Here is a 16,372-nt window from a genome sequence, read left to right as displayed (position 1 = left end):
TTTCCTTAACTCATCTTACAATTCCTTCGTCATAAAAACACTATTTGGATCTTCTTTGTAATCAGCAAATGGTTCACAATACGTAAACCCATACTTGTCATACAATCTTTTAGCGGCTTCAAACGCCTCCATTGACCCTGTTTCTAAACTGATTCTTTTATAACCACGGTACTTTGCTTCTTTCATTAGATGCTCAAGCAACTGCTTTGCTACCCCTTTTCTCAAATGTTGGGGAGAGGTTTTCATTGACTTCACTTCCCCATGTTGAGGATCAAGCTCTTTCAGCGCTGCACAGCCAAGCAACTCTGTCCCTTCCCAAGCACTCCAAAACGTAATATCAGGTTGTCTCAATTTTTCTACATCAAGCGCATGTATACTTTCTGGTGGAGAATGTAATGTCATGCTGTGCAGATGATCACCTATTAACTCTGCTATCTCTGAACCTTTTAAATCATCCAGTCTAATATCCATCACACTCACTCCTTAACACTTGTTATATTTCTCCATTACCAACATTAAAACATAATCCGGATCCTAGTTTAAGATACAAATCCAGTTTTTTCATATATTTTTTTATAGATTAGAAACAAAAAAGCTACCAATTGGCAGCTAATCATTTATAAATAATGTCATCTCTAAGCGATGCTACTTTTGTTAAAGCCGTATCGATGTCTGCTTCGCTAACGCCAAAATGAGCAAGCGCATCGTGGAGATGCTTCGCAATCGCATCAAAATGAGCTGGTTGCAAATTCATCCCTTCATGGGCTTTGGCCATTGATTGTCCTGAATATTGATTTGGACCACCTAAAGCAAAGCTAATAAATTTAGTTTGATGGCGACGCTGTTTTTCCATATCAATGTCCTGAAAAAAGTGATTAACGGAATCATCTTTAAGAACTAATTCAGAATAAAAATAATCTACAACTTTTGCAATTGCCTCTTCTCCGCCAACTTTTTCATAAAGTGTTTGTTCCATGGTTATCCTCCTTTATATTCCAACAGAGGTATTTTCCACAGTTTTTACAAACTATTCATCCTCATTATTTCTGAGTTTGTAGCGCCAGTTTAATCCCTAAGCCGATATACACTAACCCAACCACTTTCCCCATCCATTTTGCACTTTTCTTCGTCTTTGCAAAAAGCTTATTACCGATTGTACTGGTTACTAACACTAAACTAGTTGTATAAGTGATACTCATTAACACAAACGTTAAGCCAAGGACTAACAACTGAATTGCAACAGGAGTATCCCCACTCTTTACAAATTGAGGCAGGAATGCCAAGAAAAATAGAGATGTTTTTGGATTCAGCAACTCGATTAACATCGCCTGACGAAAAGAAATATTAGGATTTGAATTACTTTCTCTTTTATCAATTGGTTCCACTTTTTGAGCTTTTTCAATAATGGCACGAATTCCTAAATACACTAAGTAAGCAGAACCCAAATACTTTACTATTTCAAAGGCAAATGAAGAGGTCATCAAAATTGCGGAAAGACCTAGTACTGCAGCTAATGTATGAAGAAAATCCCCGACTGCAATTCCTAGTCCCGTCACAATTCCGCTCTTCTTTCCACCTTTTATCGTTTGAGTTATCGTCAAAAAGACTGCTGGACCTGGAATTAAAAATAACAACAAAACTACAAAAATAAATGTTAGCATCTTAAATACTCCTATTCTTTTTCTCAGCGCTAATTTGTACTATTCCATCTCCCCATCACAAGGGTGTTATAATATTTCCCATCTGATAGAAGCTTGTCATTCTTTAATACTCCTTCTACTGTAAATCCAAACTTTTCATATAGTTGAATGGCTTTCTTATTTATTTCTAATACATGTAAATTCATTTTCTTCACTCCATTGAAATCAGCCCAAGTTATAGATTCTTTTAATAAGTTCCTTCCAATTCCATAACCCCAAAAGTCTTTCAATACACAAATACCAAACTCTACCTTGTGTGATAATCTCTTTAAATTAGAACCTTCACATCTGGAATATCCGACAATACGACCATCTACCACAGCCACTAGAAATATGTTTCTACTATTCTCTGAATCACTTTTTATTAACTGCTCAAAACCAGCAATATCTATGAATCCTTCTCCTTTTTCACGATCCATAAATTCTGTTTCTCCATCAATCTGCAACCTTAGTTCAGATAAAGTCTCAGCATCTCTTTCAACCGCTGACCTAATCGTATAACTTAGTCCATTTACCTGGTATTCTTCGTTGTTTATGATCACGATTTCTTTCACTCCTGTATTTTTACAATCCACTTCCATTAATTGGTTTCTATTTAATATATTCTTAATATGTTATTAACTTCGTGTTAAAAAGGATCTTATATAATGACTCATGTAAGGAAATTTCAAAGGAGGAGTTACTATGTTTTTAAAAAATCTATCAGTAAATAAGTTAATTTCAATTGATTATTATTCTAATGGTTCCTTAAAAACTATTAAAGGACGTGTTTACAAGCTCGATCTAATCAAACAGTCCCTGTTGCTTAAAGATGAAACTCACAAACCATTTACTATTCAATTATCAGGTATCAGGCATATTTATTAATTTCCACTACGAAACGATCTCCTTTATAAGAAATTAAAAGTAGTGGAAGGTTAATCCTTCCTCTCCTCCTACTGTCTTTTTCTGTTAAATGACCAATCACTTTATCCAAATGTTATAAAAAATGCGTAACCTAAGGTTAAACGCATCAGTTTAATTTAATCTCCTCCACCGCAGGATCCACCACCACTGTCACTGCCGCTATTGCAATCGCTTGAGTAATAATCATTAGAACTCGATCCAGAATGACTGGTAAAGAAACTGTTACTGTAGGAATTCGACCGGCGTGTTGGTCTATTGGTACCTCTTAACCCAAGAATAAGAATGAAAACGATAAATAATAAAAAGAATATGAAGCTATATACTATCAACATTTATATACCCCCTTACTTTTTATTAATGGCTTAGTAAAATATACGTTTATGTATCAAATAAGTTTCACTCATTAAAAAGATGGTGAAGCAACCGCTGCCTATCTTCAAAAAACTGTTTCATAATCGAATAATGATAGGTTTCTTCCAATTTCACTTCATCCATCCCCTCTTTGGTCAATTGAATGATTTTTGAATCGGGATAAGCCATTAATATAGGCGAATGTGTTGATATAATAAATTGAGATCCTTCTTTAATTAGCTCATTGATTCTCGATAACATGGAGAGTTGCCTTAGAGGTGATAAAGCTGCTTCCGGCTCGTCAAGGATATATAAACCGTTCCCTCGGAAACGTTCAGTGAATGCGGCGAAAAATGATTCGCCATGTGATTGTTCGTGAAGGGATTTACCGCCAAAGGAATCAATAATTCTTGGAGCTGAAGAAGGTTCTTTGTCTAATTCCTCTATGTTGGTGGCCACATTATAGAAGGTTTCTGCTCGGAAGAAAAAATGATCCTTTGCCTTATGAACCCCCTTCACAACTCGCAAGTATTTGTCCAGATTTGAGTGTGAATCATAACTTGAAAAATTAAAGTTTAAAGTCCCGCCCTCTGGATTAAATCCTAAGGCAATGGCAATGGCCTCAAGCAAAGTTGATTTTCCCATTCCATTTTCACCAATGATATAAGTAACATTCGGATGAAAGATTACATCCTGAAAATTCCGGATGATAGGTAAATTTAGAGGAAATTCATCATATGAAAAAATCTGTTCTTTTTTTAAATACGCCTCTCGAATGTATTGGGTATCACGGTTTAACAACATCCAACCTTCCCCTTTTCTAAGATTATCTACTATCCTTATTTTACCATCAAAACTATTATATATTTGTAAAAATAGACATTATTATCAATATGAAGAGGCAATAAGGAGTTATTTGAATAAAGACTCTCTTTCTGGGAATTTTATGTTATTAAGTGAAGAATTGTTTCAAATATTTTTATGACGGGTGATATAGGTGTCTTTTCGGGGCGATGCTCATAAACTGTACATGAAACTAATCAAAGTTTATAAACATGATAAGCCATTAGGGCAAGTGAGAGAACTGTTAGAGATTGAAGAAATTCGGGCGTTCTATCAAACCATTGAAACAGCAACTTTACAGTTAATCTACTACCGTATGACCAAAGAAAAACAGGGTTCTGGAATCATTCCTATTTTCGTTACTAGCATACCTTGGTTCTTTTTTCTTTTTTCAAAACAATTACAGGAATTTCTTTTCAAGGAAGGAAGTTTTCTTTTTCTTCTTTTTGGTATTTTCTATATGGTAACCCTTACGATAAGTGTCATTGTTCATTTTCGAGAAAATGCATGGGCAGCCGTCCATATTGAGATTATTCAAGATATTGTTAAAGAAAGGGAGAAACAGAACACGTAATATCTGCATGAAAAAAGGCAGTTCATTTCTCTATACTGCCTCTATAATTATTCACATTTTCTTATTATTCTTGCGTGTAGCGGTAAGAAATAACTGTAGACTAAAAAAAAGATTGGAATGCTATAGAGATGATTCCAATGGGTGAGCTTCATATATCCAACCTTGGCCACTGACCATTCAATTATAAAAGATAGGATGGTAAATATAATCACCAATTTCCATTTATTTTCTTTATTCAAATAATTCAAAAAAATCACAGCGAGGGATGAAGGAACAAAGCTGTAAGTTAGTAACTCACCAATTCCAGAATATCTGGGATGACCAAAATCAACTAGATCCAAAAAACCAGCAAAAATATTATCAGCTACCCATGTAGCCAAACCGATTACTCCTATAGTGACATAAATACCACGCCAGCTAATTTCCTTCTTCGGCATAATAAACACAAATAATAATAAGATAATGGCAAGTGTGATTGGCCACCAAAGACCTTTTGCACCAATATCCATCGATTTAAGAATTGAATCCATCTAAATTCCCCTTCTCGTTACATTTACTATTATTATGTTCTCCGACATTTTAATTGTCTAAACACAGTGACGGTTGCTTAACATTCTGCCCATCTATAATCTGAAGTAATCGAATGTTTTCCAAATAAAAAGGCTGTCACCTTATTTATAGTGACAACCTTTTCCCTCTTTTATTTTTCCCCGACAATTACCTGTCTTGTAAATGTTCCTTTTCGCACGATACATCGGTCCACAATATGAAACCCTGCTTTTTCTATAATTGAATCAATTGGTTCAATGGTGACAATCACGATTCTTTCAGCAAACGAATAGGCACTTTGAAGCAATTCAAGCTGTTCTTGTGGAGAGATAACGGAGCAAAGATTATAGGGCATATCAATAATTGCCACATCATAGCTTCCCGTTACCTTTCGAATATCCTTAAATAGAACTTCACAGTGGTACCCAAAGTGGGCAATATTTTCACGTGTTCCAGGAAGAATCAGGGGATTCACATCGCTCCCAACAATATCGATCCCCATCGATAAAGCCTCGACGAGTACAGTACCTATGCCGCAGCATGGGTCGATCGCTTTTTTCCCTGCTGGGTGCGGTACGGCAATATTAGCGACAGCTCTAGCGACACGAGTACTTAAAGCAGTAGAATAGCCATGCGGTTTTGTTTGGTGCTGTAACCAGACAGCTTCACCCTTATGATAATAACCAAATACCCATTTTCCATTAACTTCTACAATTCCGAACGAGATGTCAGGATGCTTTAGATCCGGCTCTCCTGGCACATGAAGAGCTACTTCCCTTTCCACTCTTCTACGCTCTTCAAAGCCTACTTTTCCTAATGAAAAAGTCTTCAAAAAAATGACCCGATAGGTTTCCGTTAATGGAGTTAAACTTTTCACCTTTGTAATAATCTCTTCCAATTCACTGCCTTCAAATATGATATCTATTCGATCCCGAATAAACGGGCTTCTGCTTGGATCTATTTTAATATTACTTTCTATTATATAATCGTCAGAGTCCTGTCCAAAAAAAGAACGCATCTCTAAGGCACAGAGCTCCACTTCATCTTCTTGACATGAATAATTGTAAAGGTATTTCTGCTTTATCTCGTTTGTATTATTCATGAGCTCATTCCCCTCTAAAAAACTAAATAACTCATCTAGTATACACCTTTATTCAGAAGATGTTTATTTTAGAGTGGGAAAGTCCTGGATTTTCTATAGAAAGTAGCCTAGTTTTGACCCTGGTTGTGTTCAAAATGAGCTATTAATTGCCATTCTTCGGTTAAAACTAAGAGGTACTTCTTCTAAATTAAAAATTAAATTGCGATTCTACAAATTTATTTGCGAACCAACCGATTTACTTGCGGTTCCCTTAACTCCCCAATAATTCCACAAACTCTTCCTCACCAATTACTTTTATCGCCGTGCCTTTTTCAATTAAAGCATATGCCTTTTCTTCTTTGGTGCTAATTCCACTTGAACCCACGATCGTTTGGTCCTGCTTACCGACGATTAAATAATGGGTTTTTCCGCTTACTCCACTCTTAATCGTTCCACCTGCATTCACTACTTTTTGCATCGCATCCTTACGATCAAGCTTTAATTCTCCAGTAAAAACAATATTCTTTCCGAAAAAAGGATGCTCTTCATTAAAGGTTTGAACATTGGCAGAAATCTCTGAGATCACCACTTTTTTAAAAGACTTTTTCTGCTTTTTCTGTTTAAAGTACGTTTGTGGTTTTAGCTCGGAGAACTTCTTAATTGGAATACTACGATAAGTTTTACAATACGATTGAAGTGATTTTTTATTTCTTACTGTTACACAAGTGGTAACTAATTCCGCGCATGCTCTTGCATCGTACAAGGCATTGTGATGATTTTCTAAGATGATATCGAAATGACTTAACCTTTCTACTAATGAATTCCCTACCTTTTCCCTGCAAGCCTTCGCACTCAGAGGAATGCTGCAAATAAATTCAAACTCAGGGATTTCAAGAGCATATTCCATCAAACAGCAGTGGAGAACACTCATATCAAATTGAGCATTATGAGCAATAATAGTCGCTCCTTCGAAATGATGTTTAATCTCCTCCCAAATCTCATGGAACTTTCTTTCATTCTTTACATCCTCTAAGGTCAAACCATGGATTTTTGTTGTTTCCTCGAGAAATGTTAAGGTTGGAGGTTGGATTAAGAAATATTTCTCATCGACAATTTGATTATCCTTAACAAAGACCATTCCTAATGAACAAGCGCTACTCATCCTATTGTTCGCAATTTCAAAATCTATCGCAATAAAATCCATCTTAAAAATAACCTCCTTAGTATCCATTTTCACTACCAACAATTTTACAGTGTCAGTAGCATTTCCTCTACCCTAAATGATTTCCTTCTAAAAAATTGAATAGAAAAAAGCCCTCATGAAAGGACTTTTAAAAGATAAACTTCTTCTGTACATAATAGCTAACCATAAACAGAATTCCTTCGGTAAAGCTTTTACTTGTAAAAAGTGAGAAATTACCAGTGTCGTTAAATAAAGAAATCATCAAATAGTTACTGATTAATATGAATCCAGCCAAGCTATAGTACTTAAGTATCGGCTTTAAATGCGATTGTTTTTTTCTATTAAAAACGATGTTTTTGTTGATTACATAATTGATAAAGGAACTGATTACTCTCGCACCAATTACAGAGACTAACAAATTATTCGAGAGATAATGTAACAAGAAGAAACAGATAAAATCAATTACTCCACAAGAAACCGAAGATAGACTAAATTTGAATATAGGAAGGTAGATTCGGATGGAATCAAGAATAGGGCGAAAATGACTTCCTTTATTGTTATTTTCATAGACGGTTTGAATGGGCAAACTAGAAATGCGATAACCAGCAGATTTCGCCTCTAGCAATTGGTTCATCTCATATTCATACCTTTTCCCCTTAATACCAATTAGCCATGGAAGCATGTCAACAGAGAATCCTCTTAGACCCGTCTGGGTATCGTTTATTTTATATCCAGCTACAAATGAGAAGATGGTTCTTGTTACTTTATTTCCTATTAAACTCTTTAGTGGAACTTCGCCTACAAATTCCCTAGACCCTAATACAATGGTTTGAGGCTGATCAGCTAACTCTTGCGCAACACGCTGAATATCTTCCCAACGATGCTGGCCATCGCAATCGGCACACACTACCCCATCTTCATTTGGATAGTGCGTGTAAATATGGGTAAAGGCTGTTTTCAGTGCGGCTCCCTTCCCTTGGTTTGTCTCATGGGTTAAAACCATGCACCCTCTTTGTGCTGCCTGTTCAAAAATACCTTCACACTCCACCGAACTCCCGTCATTCACAATAAGTACCCGATAGCTACTGCTTTGTTGAACTTCTTCTATCAACTGAAGCATTTTCTCATTTGGTTCATAAGCAGGAATAACTATAATCATAGAATTCACCTCTCTTACTGGATATAGATAATATCACTTACTTCACGTTCCTCCCCTTTACCTCGAGGATTATTAATGACTTCTCCCATAAAGTACATGGTTGACGAACCACCACCGTCCAGGTTATAGGCTTCCGTAGCGCCTAAGTCTTCAAACACTTGAGCAAACTCACCTAAGGTTAATCCCTTTGAATATCCTTCACTTCTGCCATCCACGACGACAAACACATAATGATTTTCAGATAAGATACCTACCCCTGTTCTCGGGTTGGAGTCCTCAATCGAACGATTTCCAAAATTCTTATCAATGCTCACATCTCCAAAATCTTCAATGGCCACTGAATTTTCAACGAGAGCAGGCCCAAAAGAGAAGGTTTGTGTGACTCCTTCAGCAATTAATTCCTCTGCAGAAGTTTCTGTCTCTTCATAGATTTTCATGGATCCATCCTCATAAAAAGCCACCCCCGTACGTGCTGGATTATCTCTAAAAATTTGTCCATTCCGGATCGTTATCCCATCTTCACGAAATCCATAATAATCCCCGTTAATCGCAAAAATGGCGTTATTATTACTTGCAATTTCGGAAGTTACTTGGACTATGTTATTTCCAAATTGGTTATTGGCAAATGCTGACTTCAAACTACTTGAATCGGTTAATTGAACATCGGCTACATAATACACAACCTGATCACTTCCTGAACCAGTCACTACTTTCTCAATTTCAATCGACTTTGTATCGCTGGTATAACTTAAATCATCCGCTTCATAGGTCTCGTCCACGGTTGTAGTAGTTTCACTAGATGTGGTTGTTGAGTTTGTTGTTTCGGAACTGACAAGTGCATTTTCTACCTCAACATGCTCAATCAGGTAGCGGTCAGCTAATAAATATAGAATCAGTGCAACACTGGCAATAACTAGTGAGATGTTTACTATAAGTTTTCTTTTTTTCAAGGTGAAGACACCCTCCTTTGTTTCTCCTAAAGCTTTATCTAGACAAATTATAGTCAGCAAATATGGCGGAACTATGTCCAAAAGAGGAAGAAACGGAGAAACAAATGGTAATAAAAAAAGCCCATTCAGTTGTTTACTGAATGAGCCTTCTCCCCTATAAATCTACTTACTATTCTTTAAGTACTTGTTCCATTTTCTTTAATTTTCGATAAATAACGGACCGATCGACACCAAGCTTTTTAGCTGCTTCCGTTCCATTTCCATTGCACATGTCCATGACATGGCTTATACATCTTCCTTCTATTATTGCCGTAAAATCCTTCAAGTTAGAGAATTTCTCAATATTTAAATTAATGAAATGGTCTAGTGTGAATCCATCCGATACCTTATCTTCTAGCAGGGGTTTAATTTCCACATTCTCAGTAACAACCAATCGCTCAACGTAATTTCGTAATTCCCTGGCATTTCCTGGCCATTCCATTTTCATTAACTTTTCGAATTGATCTGCACTTAGAGTGAATTTTTTTCCATAGCTTTGATTAATTTGTTCAATAAAATAAGAGATTAACCCGACAATATCTAGTTTTCGATGTCTAAGAGGTGGAATATGAATCGGGACAACATTGATGCGATAATATAGATCTTCTCGAAAATGACCTTTTTTCACTATTTGCCAAAGATCTCTATTGGTGGCAGTGATAATCCGGCAATTAATTGGCACATTGCTCATTCCGCCTACTCTTCTCAGCTCATTATTTTCAATGACTCTTAATAATTTTGCTTGCATATCCAACGGCATTTCAGCAATTTCATCTAAAAATAAATAGCCATCATTTGCCTCCTCAATCATGCCTTTTTTCTCTTCAATTACTCCTGAATAAGCTCCTTTTTCATACCCAAATAATTCATATTCAAATAAGGAGGGTGGGATGGTTGCACAGTTAATCGTTACAAATGGGCCAGCTGATCGATCACTCTTTCTATGAATATACTTTGCAACTACTTCTTTTCCTGTGCCAGATTCACCGTAGATTAATACTTTGCTATCATAAGTCGCAATTTTATTACAAACCTTGATGATTTGCTTCATGGCTATGCTTTCTGCAACAATCCCTGGTTCTTTTTCTACTTTAAACAAATCGTATACATTGGGACCGAAATCATTTGGAATGTTGTGGTTAATCTCAATAACCGGCAATTTCCCATTGTATTTAACAGAAGTTGTCACAACCAGCTGGACCTCGCCATCCTTATCGAGGATAGGAATGGCCATAGACTTCACATTAAACCCTCTGTTTGTGCTTACAATCTTACTGACTTTTTGTTTCATCTCAATTGCTTCCATCGTAATGGAACGATTGTAGTAACCCGATTTTACTAAGTCATTAACATTTGATTTTAATAACTCTTCTAAAGTTATGCCAATGGTTAACGCAGTAAATTCGTTAGATATTAAAATATTTCCTTTTCCGTCTGTCACAAATAAAGTTGAGGGTTGATCATTGATATTTTTATCAACAAAAGGTTTTTTGGGCTTTCTTGACGTATGATTTTTCATAATCGTAAATATCAATCTCCTCATGTTTTTTCTTTCATTATATATGGGAAACACTGAAAGATAACAGTGTACATATTATGACAACAGTCTTTTCCAAAAAAATAGCCAAATAAGATATCCACCCTATTTGGCTTTTTCTTTGTATTAATTTAAGACTAACTCTTGTTCAAAAACAGTGATTTTCCCGAGGTTACTTAAAACCTCTTGAGCTTCTTTAAACATGCTAGTAATCATTTCTTCTACAGTAGTTATTTCATTACAAAGGCCGCAAATTTGTCCAGCCATAACAGAACCTTGATCAGTGTCTCCCTCAAAAACAGACTTACGTAATGAACCTAAAGATAGCTTTTCTAATTCATCACGTGAAGCATTTTCTCTTTCTAGCCTTAAGAATTCGTTGATCATGCTATTTTTTATACTTCTTACAGGGCCACCTAAGCTACGCCCAGTAACCGTGGTGCTCGTGTCATCCGCATGAATGACAGCAAGCTTGAAGTTCTCATGTGTTGGACATTCGACAGTCGCTAAGAAGCGTGTACCCACTTGAACCCCTTGAGCACCTAAAGCAAACGCAGCTGCCACACCGCGTCCATCACCAATTCCTCCTGCACCTATAACAGGAATGGAAACAGCACTGACTACTTGTGGTAACAGAGCCATCGTTGTCGTTTCACCAACATGTCCCCCAGCTTCAGTTCCTTCAGCTACAATTGCATCCACACCTAGTGCTTCCATTTTCTTAGCGATTTTAACGGATGGAACAACTGGAATAACAATAATTCCATTCTTTTTGAACGTTTCCATGTATGGTGCTGGAGTACCTGCACCCGTTGTTACAATTTTTACACCTTCTTCAATAATAACTTCAATTAATTCTGGGATATTATGCATCATGAGCATTAAATTAACTGCAAATGGATTGTTAGTGATTTCTTTTGTCTTTCTAATCTCTTCACGAAGCTTATCTGCTGAAAATCCACCTGAACCGATTATCCCTAGTCCACCAGCATTTGAAACTGCTCCTACTAATGGAGAAAGGGCAATTTGTGCCATTCCACCTTGAAAAATTGGATATTTAATACCTAATAGTTTTGTAATAGACATTTGTTTTTCCTCCTTATGGTTATTAATCTTATTTAAGCAACCTGAGTATGATCAGGAGTATTGGATTGTTTTTTATTTTCTAAAGCTTTAAACACAAAGGTTAAACCAAAACCAACTAACGAGATTACTAGAGCGATATAGAATGCGTTGGTAAACATTCCATCATTCGCTGCGGCAACCGTATTTGCTATTCTTGGACCAAAGAAGGCTGCACCTGAATAACCAATGAATGTCACACCATAATTGACTCCGTAGAATTTCATTCCGAACTTTTCTCCAACGATAGATGGGAAAATTCCCATTGTTCCGCCAAAGCATAAGCCGATCCCGATGATAGCAACCGCAAATCCACCAACAGAAGTAGACTTCGCAATTGTGAACATCATGACAGCAATCACCAAATAGATGATCATTAAACAATTAATGCGTCCAACTTTATCAGAAACAGCTCCCCAGAAAATACGGCCCATACAGTTACTAAGAGAATAAAGACTTACAAATAATGCTGCTGTTGCTGCTGATAATCCAAACATTGTTTGTCCGATGACAGATGCATTTGATGTTACCATCATGCCTGATAAAGCACCGATTAAAAACATACCAGCAATCACATAAAAGATTGGCTTTTTAATCATTTCATTCCAATTGATGTTTACCCCGCCCTTATTTCCTGCGGCAACTGGAGGTGTCCAGCCTTGTGGAGTATAACCAACTGGGCAAGCTTTAAAGAGTGTACTGCACCCTAAAATAATCACTAAAAACGCAAACCCCAAAGTAATAAGGGCTGATTGCACCCCATTAGCAGTAATTAAAGCATTGGCTACCGGTGCAAGAATAATCGTTCCACCACCATACCCAGCTGTTACAATACCTGTTCCAAGACCTCTTTTATCTGGGAAAAGCTTCACCGTATTACCAATTGTCGCTGAGTACACAATTCCTTGCCCAACTCCTGTAATTACTCCGTACGTGATGTATAACATCCAAGGAGCCGTAGCAAATCCGGATAATATGAATCCTGCACCAAACATCGATCCCCCTATTAGAATGGCGAGCTTTGCTCCACCCTTATCAACGAGTTTTCCTCCTAGAATCATCGGAATCGGTGAAATGGCAGCATTGATGGTAAAAGCCATCATGATTTCTCCCATGGAAGCTTGAAATACGTTCGTTAATGGCAAAGCAAAAATACTGAAAGCGTATATAGCCCCGACGCAAATGTTAATGATTGTAGAAACAACTAATATCGTCCAACGATTAAGCTCTTTATTCATTGATATTTCCTCCGCTCTTTTATTATTAAACTAGCTCTAATTCTGGCTTTGTTTTTTCTTCAATAATGCTTTTTAATTTGCCCCAGTTTTCCTCAAACATTTTTGAGTCCATTTCTTTTAGGTTTGGTGAGATGACTGGTTCAAAATCCATTTGATCTAAAATATGTGTTTGTAAATCTACGCCTGGTGCAATTTCTGTTAATGTCATTTTTCCTTCTTGAAGTTCAAATACCGCGCGCTCTGTCACATACACAACTGACTGATTCACCTCAGTTGCATAAGCTCCACTGAAGGTGATTTGCTGAACCTTTTTAATGAATTTTTTTGCCTTTCCTTCTTGAAGGATTTCTAGCTTTCCGTCCTTTACAGCTATCTGAAGACCACCAGCCGTAAAGGTACCGGCAAATACTAGTTTCTTTGCAGCTTGTGATATATTGATAAATCCTCCACAACCGGCTACTCGTGTTCCAAATTTACTCACATTGACGTTTCCAAATTCATCTGTTTGAGCTAACCCAAGAACAGATAAATCAATTCCGCCTCCATCATAAAAATCAAATTGAGCGTCATGATCAACGATCGCTTCAGAGTTATACGCATGCCCAAAATCCTTTAATCCAGCAGGTACACCCCCAACCGAACCTGCCTCCGTTGTAAGAATGAGCTGTTCACTCACTCCCTCTTCAGCTGCTACCGTTGAGACACAAACCGGGATTCCTACGCCAAGATTTAAGATCGTATTTGGTACAAGTTCTGCTGCCGAGCGGCGAGCAATGATTTTTCGTTCATCTAATGGAAGAGTCTCCATACTTTCTACAGGTACTTTAATATGACCAGAGAAAGCTGGGTTATAATAAGTGTTTTCTGTCTGGAAATGATTTTCTGGTTTTGAAACCACAATATAATCAACGAGAATACCAGGAACTTTTATATCCTTAGGGTTGAGTGTGCCATTTTTCGCAACCGCCTCTACTTGGGCAATGACGATTCCTCCTGAGTTACGAACAGCCTGAGCGATTGGAAGTACTTCCATATGAAGGCCTTCTTTTTCAAGCGTTAAATTCCCATTTTCATCTGCAACCGTTCCACGTATTAATCCCACTTGGATCGGGAAGGATTTATAATATAACCATTCATCCCCTTCAATCTCTATTACTTTTACAATCTCTTCTTTTGTGGAAGGTGACATTTTTCCACCTTCTACTCGTGGATCAACAAAAGTTCCCATTCCAACTTTTGTGATTACTCCGGGACGCTTCGCTGCAATTTCTCTATAAAGCTGAGTAATGACCCCTTGAGGAAGGTTGTAGGCTTCACATTTATCTTCTTCAATTAATTTCGCCATTCCAGGAGAGGCAATCGCAATTCCACCAATCCAACGTTTTACTAGCCCTTCGTAGCCAAGGTGACTCATCCCCTTTTCACGTCGATTTCCTACCGCACTAGCATGCATGACTGTTAAATTTTTCGGGTGACCACTTTGTAAAAAACGTTCTTCAATGGAGATCCCCATTTCCTCCGGCCAACATGAAAGACCAAAACCACTTGCTGCCACTGTGTCTCCATCCTTAATAAGCTCTGCTGCTTTTGAAGCCGTAATTACTTTTGACATTTCGCTTCCTCCTTATGTGAATCATTTCACAATGTTATATAAAAAAATTTGTCTAACGTTTATAAGCTCCGATAAGAGTTTGTGAATCATTTCACTTACATCCTATGACAGGTACACCTCCTCGTCAAGGGTTCCAAAACCTTGAGAAATCTGCTAAAAAACTGTGGTTAATTTGCGAATTTATAAATATGCACATATGAGATTTGATGATTTTAAAAAAGAGGATTCAATAAATAGTACGCTTAATGAAAAATACGTTGCTTGTTATAAATGGCTTTTGGTTATTTTGCAATAAAACAACAAGTGGGCTCAGTCTCGGTATATTTACAATGCAAAATTTTACATATTTTGTATATAGAGAAGCGAAGAAAACGGATTAACATATAAAAATAATTTTTTATGAATTAGTTTTCTTCTAGATTTGCATTTATGCTACAGCTGAAAAACAAACTTAAATATACGAATCACTTTCACCCCCTAACATAGAATGTATTAAAAAGTCCTTAGGAGGTGTTCCCGCTGATTCATACAGTTAAAGCAGGTGAAACCCTTAATCAAATTGCAAAGGATTATCGTACCCCACTTGCAACCATTCTCAGTGCAAATCCATCAATAAATCCAAACCTCATTTATCCCGGACAATCCATCAATATTCCAGACGTTCCTTCGCCAGAGAGCAGTCCTTATCGAATTGATGTGAGTATAAATAGTCGCAATCTACGATTATTTAGAAATGGTACGTTTCAAAAACAATACCCTATTGCGGTAGGAAGAATGTTATTTGAAACACCGGTAGGAAATTATATTATTTTAAATAAGGCACCTAATCCCGGAGGACCGTTCGGGACGATGTGGATGAGCTTATCCAAGCAAAGTTATGGCATTCATGGGACGAATGATCCCAGCTCGATTGGAAAGGCCGTCTCAAAAGGCTGCATTCGCATGTACAATAGAGATGTAGAAGAATTAGCGAGGATGGTCCCAAACGGAACTGCGGTAACTATTCATCCATAACTTTGAGGAAAGATGTACCAAAAAATATGAAAAAGGACATTACATACTAGTTATATGAGTATGTAATGTCCTTTTTTGTTTTACTAAAGCCTCCTATACTTTAAGTAAAATAGTTCACAAACTTCTTGGTTTTGAAAAATAAGAGGGCTATCAACTATAAAAGACTACAACGAAAAAACTTATCTTAAATAAAATGTTTATCTATAATTATCTTTGCTCTTTCATCAAGCTGGAACGGTAATTCATTGATGGAGAAATATCTTAAATCCAAACTCTCACCATCATTCATAGCTAACTCACCATTTGTTTCTTGTGCTAAGTAGACACAGATTACGTTATAGACTTCATCACCGTTAGGATATTTATAATAAAGATTACTTCCAGACAAAATATCAATAAACTTAAAACTGTTTGCTTTTAACCCTGTTTCTTCACAAAGTTCACGTTCAGCAGTTTGCTCTAATGTTTCACCCATTTCCATTACTCCACCTGGCAAACCCCATTCTTTTGAATC

At 36.9% G+C, this 16,372-nt stretch carries 19 protein-coding genes; 3 read left to right on the top strand and 16 right to left on the bottom strand.

The annotated features are described in order from the left end of the window. Positions 1-15 precede the first annotated feature (15 nt). From ACVBAX_RS12425 to ACVBAX_RS12410, 4 genes are all read right to left on the bottom strand, one after another. Positions 16-471: a GNAT family N-acetyltransferase gene (locus ACVBAX_RS12425; protein WP_447117303.1), complete on the bottom strand. Its 456-nt coding sequence runs from the start codon at positions 469-471 to the stop codon at positions 16-18. Positions 472-613: 142 nt separating this feature from the next. Continuing rightward, positions 614-976 carry a group I truncated hemoglobin gene (locus tag ACVBAX_RS12420; protein ID WP_430775888.1) on the bottom strand — a complete coding sequence of 121 codons (363 nt, stop codon included), beginning with the start codon at positions 974-976 and terminating at the stop codon, positions 614-616. 64 nt (positions 977-1,040) lie between these two features. Further along, a complete protein-coding gene (locus ACVBAX_RS12415) occupies positions 1,041-1,661 on the bottom strand; it encodes a LysE family translocator (protein ID WP_447117302.1) in 621 nt (206 codons plus the stop codon). 29 nt (positions 1,662-1,690) lie between these two features. Next, positions 1,691-2,242 carry an N-acetyltransferase family protein gene (locus ACVBAX_RS12410; RefSeq protein WP_447117301.1) on the bottom strand — a complete coding sequence of 184 codons (552 nt, stop codon included), beginning with the start codon at positions 2,240-2,242 and terminating at the stop codon, positions 1,691-1,693. 142 nt (positions 2,243-2,384) lie between these two features. On the opposite strand from ACVBAX_RS12410, the gene ACVBAX_RS12405 reads away from it, so the two are divergent. Next, complete coding sequence (locus tag ACVBAX_RS12405; RefSeq protein ID WP_430775885.1) at positions 2,385-2,567, top strand: YolD-like family protein; 183 nt, start codon at positions 2,385-2,387, stop codon at positions 2,565-2,567. Between the two features lie 155 nt (positions 2,568-2,722). On the opposite strand, the gene ACVBAX_RS12400 is transcribed toward ACVBAX_RS12405, so the two are convergent. Together ACVBAX_RS12400 and ACVBAX_RS12395 are read right to left on the bottom strand one after the other, a co-directional pair. After that, the gene (locus tag ACVBAX_RS12400) at positions 2,723-2,938 is read right to left on the bottom strand and encodes a hypothetical protein (RefSeq protein ID WP_447117300.1); all 216 of its coding nucleotides are present in this window, start codon (positions 2,936-2,938) and stop codon (positions 2,723-2,725) included. Between the two features lie 64 nt (positions 2,939-3,002). Beyond that, the gene (locus tag ACVBAX_RS12395; protein WP_447117299.1) at positions 3,003-3,761 is read right to left on the bottom strand and encodes an AAA family ATPase; all 759 of its coding nucleotides are present in this window, start codon (positions 3,759-3,761) and stop codon (positions 3,003-3,005) included. 193 nt (positions 3,762-3,954) lie between these two features. On the opposite strand from ACVBAX_RS12395, the gene ACVBAX_RS12390 reads away from it, so the two are divergent. Continuing rightward, the gene (locus ACVBAX_RS12390) at positions 3,955-4,374 is read left to right on the top strand and encodes a hypothetical protein (protein WP_447117298.1); all 420 of its coding nucleotides are present in this window, start codon (positions 3,955-3,957) and stop codon (positions 4,372-4,374) included. A gap of 47 nt (positions 4,375-4,421) precedes the next feature. Here ACVBAX_RS12390 and ACVBAX_RS12385 read toward each other — a convergent pair whose 3' ends face one another. The 9 genes from ACVBAX_RS12385 to ACVBAX_RS12345 all read right to left on the bottom strand — a co-directional run bounded on the left by ACVBAX_RS12385 (position 4,422) and on the right by ACVBAX_RS12345 (position 14,844). After that, positions 4,422-4,904, bottom strand: a complete 483-nt coding sequence (locus ACVBAX_RS12385; RefSeq protein ID WP_447117297.1) for a hypothetical protein — start codon at positions 4,902-4,904, stop codon at positions 4,422-4,424. A 170-nt stretch (positions 4,905-5,074) separates the two neighbouring features. Beyond that, positions 5,075-6,025 (bottom strand): TRM11 family SAM-dependent methyltransferase, encoded by a 951-nt coding sequence (locus tag ACVBAX_RS12380; RefSeq protein WP_447117296.1) that lies wholly within the window; start codon positions 6,023-6,025, stop codon positions 5,075-5,077. 250 nt (positions 6,026-6,275) lie between these two features. Continuing rightward, positions 6,276-7,208: an exonuclease domain-containing protein gene (locus tag ACVBAX_RS12375; protein ID WP_447117295.1), complete on the bottom strand. Its 933-nt coding sequence runs from the start codon at positions 7,206-7,208 to the stop codon at positions 6,276-6,278. Positions 7,209-7,335: 127 nt separating this feature from the next. Further along, the gene (locus ACVBAX_RS12370) at positions 7,336-8,346 is read right to left on the bottom strand and encodes a glycosyltransferase (RefSeq protein ID WP_447117294.1); all 1,011 of its coding nucleotides are present in this window, start codon (positions 8,344-8,346) and stop codon (positions 7,336-7,338) included. A gap of 14 nt (positions 8,347-8,360) precedes the next feature. After that, a complete protein-coding gene (locus ACVBAX_RS12365) occupies positions 8,361-9,296 on the bottom strand; it encodes a phosphodiester glycosidase family protein (RefSeq protein ID WP_447117293.1) in 936 nt (311 codons plus the stop codon). Between the two features lie 169 nt (positions 9,297-9,465). Continuing rightward, a complete protein-coding gene (locus tag ACVBAX_RS12360; RefSeq protein WP_447117365.1) occupies positions 9,466-10,854 on the bottom strand; it encodes a sigma-54 interaction domain-containing protein in 1,389 nt (462 codons plus the stop codon). A 144-nt stretch (positions 10,855-10,998) separates the two neighbouring features. Next, a complete protein-coding gene (locus ACVBAX_RS12355; RefSeq protein ID WP_447117292.1) occupies positions 10,999-11,958 on the bottom strand; it encodes a DUF561 domain-containing protein in 960 nt (319 codons plus the stop codon). A 32-nt stretch (positions 11,959-11,990) separates the two neighbouring features. Continuing rightward, complete coding sequence (locus ACVBAX_RS12350; protein WP_430775875.1) at positions 11,991-13,232, bottom strand: L-lactate MFS transporter; 1,242 nt, start codon at positions 13,230-13,232, stop codon at positions 11,991-11,993. Between the two features lie 25 nt (positions 13,233-13,257). Then, on the bottom strand, positions 13,258-14,844 hold the full coding sequence (locus ACVBAX_RS12345) for an acyl CoA:acetate/3-ketoacid CoA transferase (RefSeq protein ID WP_447117291.1): 1,587 nt from the start codon (positions 14,842-14,844) through the stop codon (positions 13,258-13,260). 519 nt (positions 14,845-15,363) lie between these two features. On the opposite strand from ACVBAX_RS12345, the gene ACVBAX_RS12340 reads away from it, so the two are divergent. Continuing rightward, complete coding sequence (locus ACVBAX_RS12340) at positions 15,364-15,858, top strand: L,D-transpeptidase family protein (RefSeq protein WP_447117364.1); 495 nt, start codon at positions 15,364-15,366, stop codon at positions 15,856-15,858. Positions 15,859-16,042: 184 nt separating this feature from the next. Here the strand turns inward: ACVBAX_RS12340 and ACVBAX_RS12335 are convergent, their stop codons facing one another. Further along, complete coding sequence (locus ACVBAX_RS12335; RefSeq protein WP_447117290.1) at positions 16,043-16,333, bottom strand: NUDIX domain-containing protein; 291 nt, start codon at positions 16,331-16,333, stop codon at positions 16,043-16,045. Between the last annotated feature and the right edge of the window lie 39 nt (positions 16,334-16,372).

It is taken from the genome of Robertmurraya sp. GLU-23, assembly GCF_052983275.1.
The sequence above is the reverse complement of the archived record's forward strand: the minus strand, read 5'-3'. Positions and strand labels throughout refer to the sequence as shown.

Coding starts and splice junctions, on each gene's coding strand:
- ACVBAX_RS12425 (WP_447117303.1), bottom strand. CDS start 471: ATGGATATTAGACTGGATGATTTAAAAGGTTCAGAGATAGCAGAGTTA.
- ACVBAX_RS12420 (WP_430775888.1), bottom strand. CDS start 976: ATGGAACAAACACTTTATGAAAAAGTTGGCGGAGAAGAGGCAATTGCA.
- ACVBAX_RS12415 (WP_447117302.1), bottom strand. CDS start 1,661: ATGCTAACATTTATTTTTGTAGTTTTGTTGTTATTTTTAATTCCAGGT.
- ACVBAX_RS12405 (WP_430775885.1), top strand. CDS start 2,385: ATGTTTTTAAAAAATCTATCAGTAAATAAGTTAATTTCAATTGATTAT.
- ACVBAX_RS12400 (WP_447117300.1), bottom strand. CDS start 2,938: ATGTTGATAGTATATAGCTTCATATTCTTTTTATTATTTATCGTTTTC.
- ACVBAX_RS12395 (WP_447117299.1), bottom strand. CDS start 3,761: ATGTTGTTAAACCGTGATACCCAATACATTCGAGAGGCGTATTTAAAA.
- ACVBAX_RS12385 (WP_447117297.1), bottom strand. CDS start 4,904: ATGGATTCAATTCTTAAATCGATGGATATTGGTGCAAAAGGTCTTTGG.
- ACVBAX_RS12380 (WP_447117296.1), bottom strand. CDS start 6,025: ATGAATAATACAAACGAGATAAAGCAGAAATACCTTTACAATTATTCA.
- ACVBAX_RS12375 (WP_447117295.1), bottom strand. CDS start 7,208: ATGGATTTTATTGCGATAGATTTTGAAATTGCGAACAATAGGATGAGT.
- ACVBAX_RS12370 (WP_447117294.1), bottom strand. CDS start 8,346: ATGATTATAGTTATTCCTGCTTATGAACCAAATGAGAAAATGCTTCAG.
- ACVBAX_RS12360 (WP_447117365.1), bottom strand. CDS start 10,854: ATGAAAAATCATACGTCAAGAAAGCCCAAAAAACCTTTTGTTGATAAA.
- ACVBAX_RS12355 (WP_447117292.1), bottom strand. CDS start 11,958: ATGTCTATTACAAAACTATTAGGTATTAAATATCCAATTTTTCAAGGT.
- ACVBAX_RS12350 (WP_430775875.1), bottom strand. CDS start 13,232: ATGAATAAAGAGCTTAATCGTTGGACGATATTAGTTGTTTCTACAATC.
- ACVBAX_RS12345 (WP_447117291.1), bottom strand. CDS start 14,844: ATGTCAAAAGTAATTACGGCTTCAAAAGCAGCAGAGCTTATTAAGGAT.
- ACVBAX_RS12335 (WP_447117290.1), bottom strand. CDS start 16,333: ATGGGTGAAACATTAGAGCAAACTGCTGAACGTGAACTTTGTGAAGAA.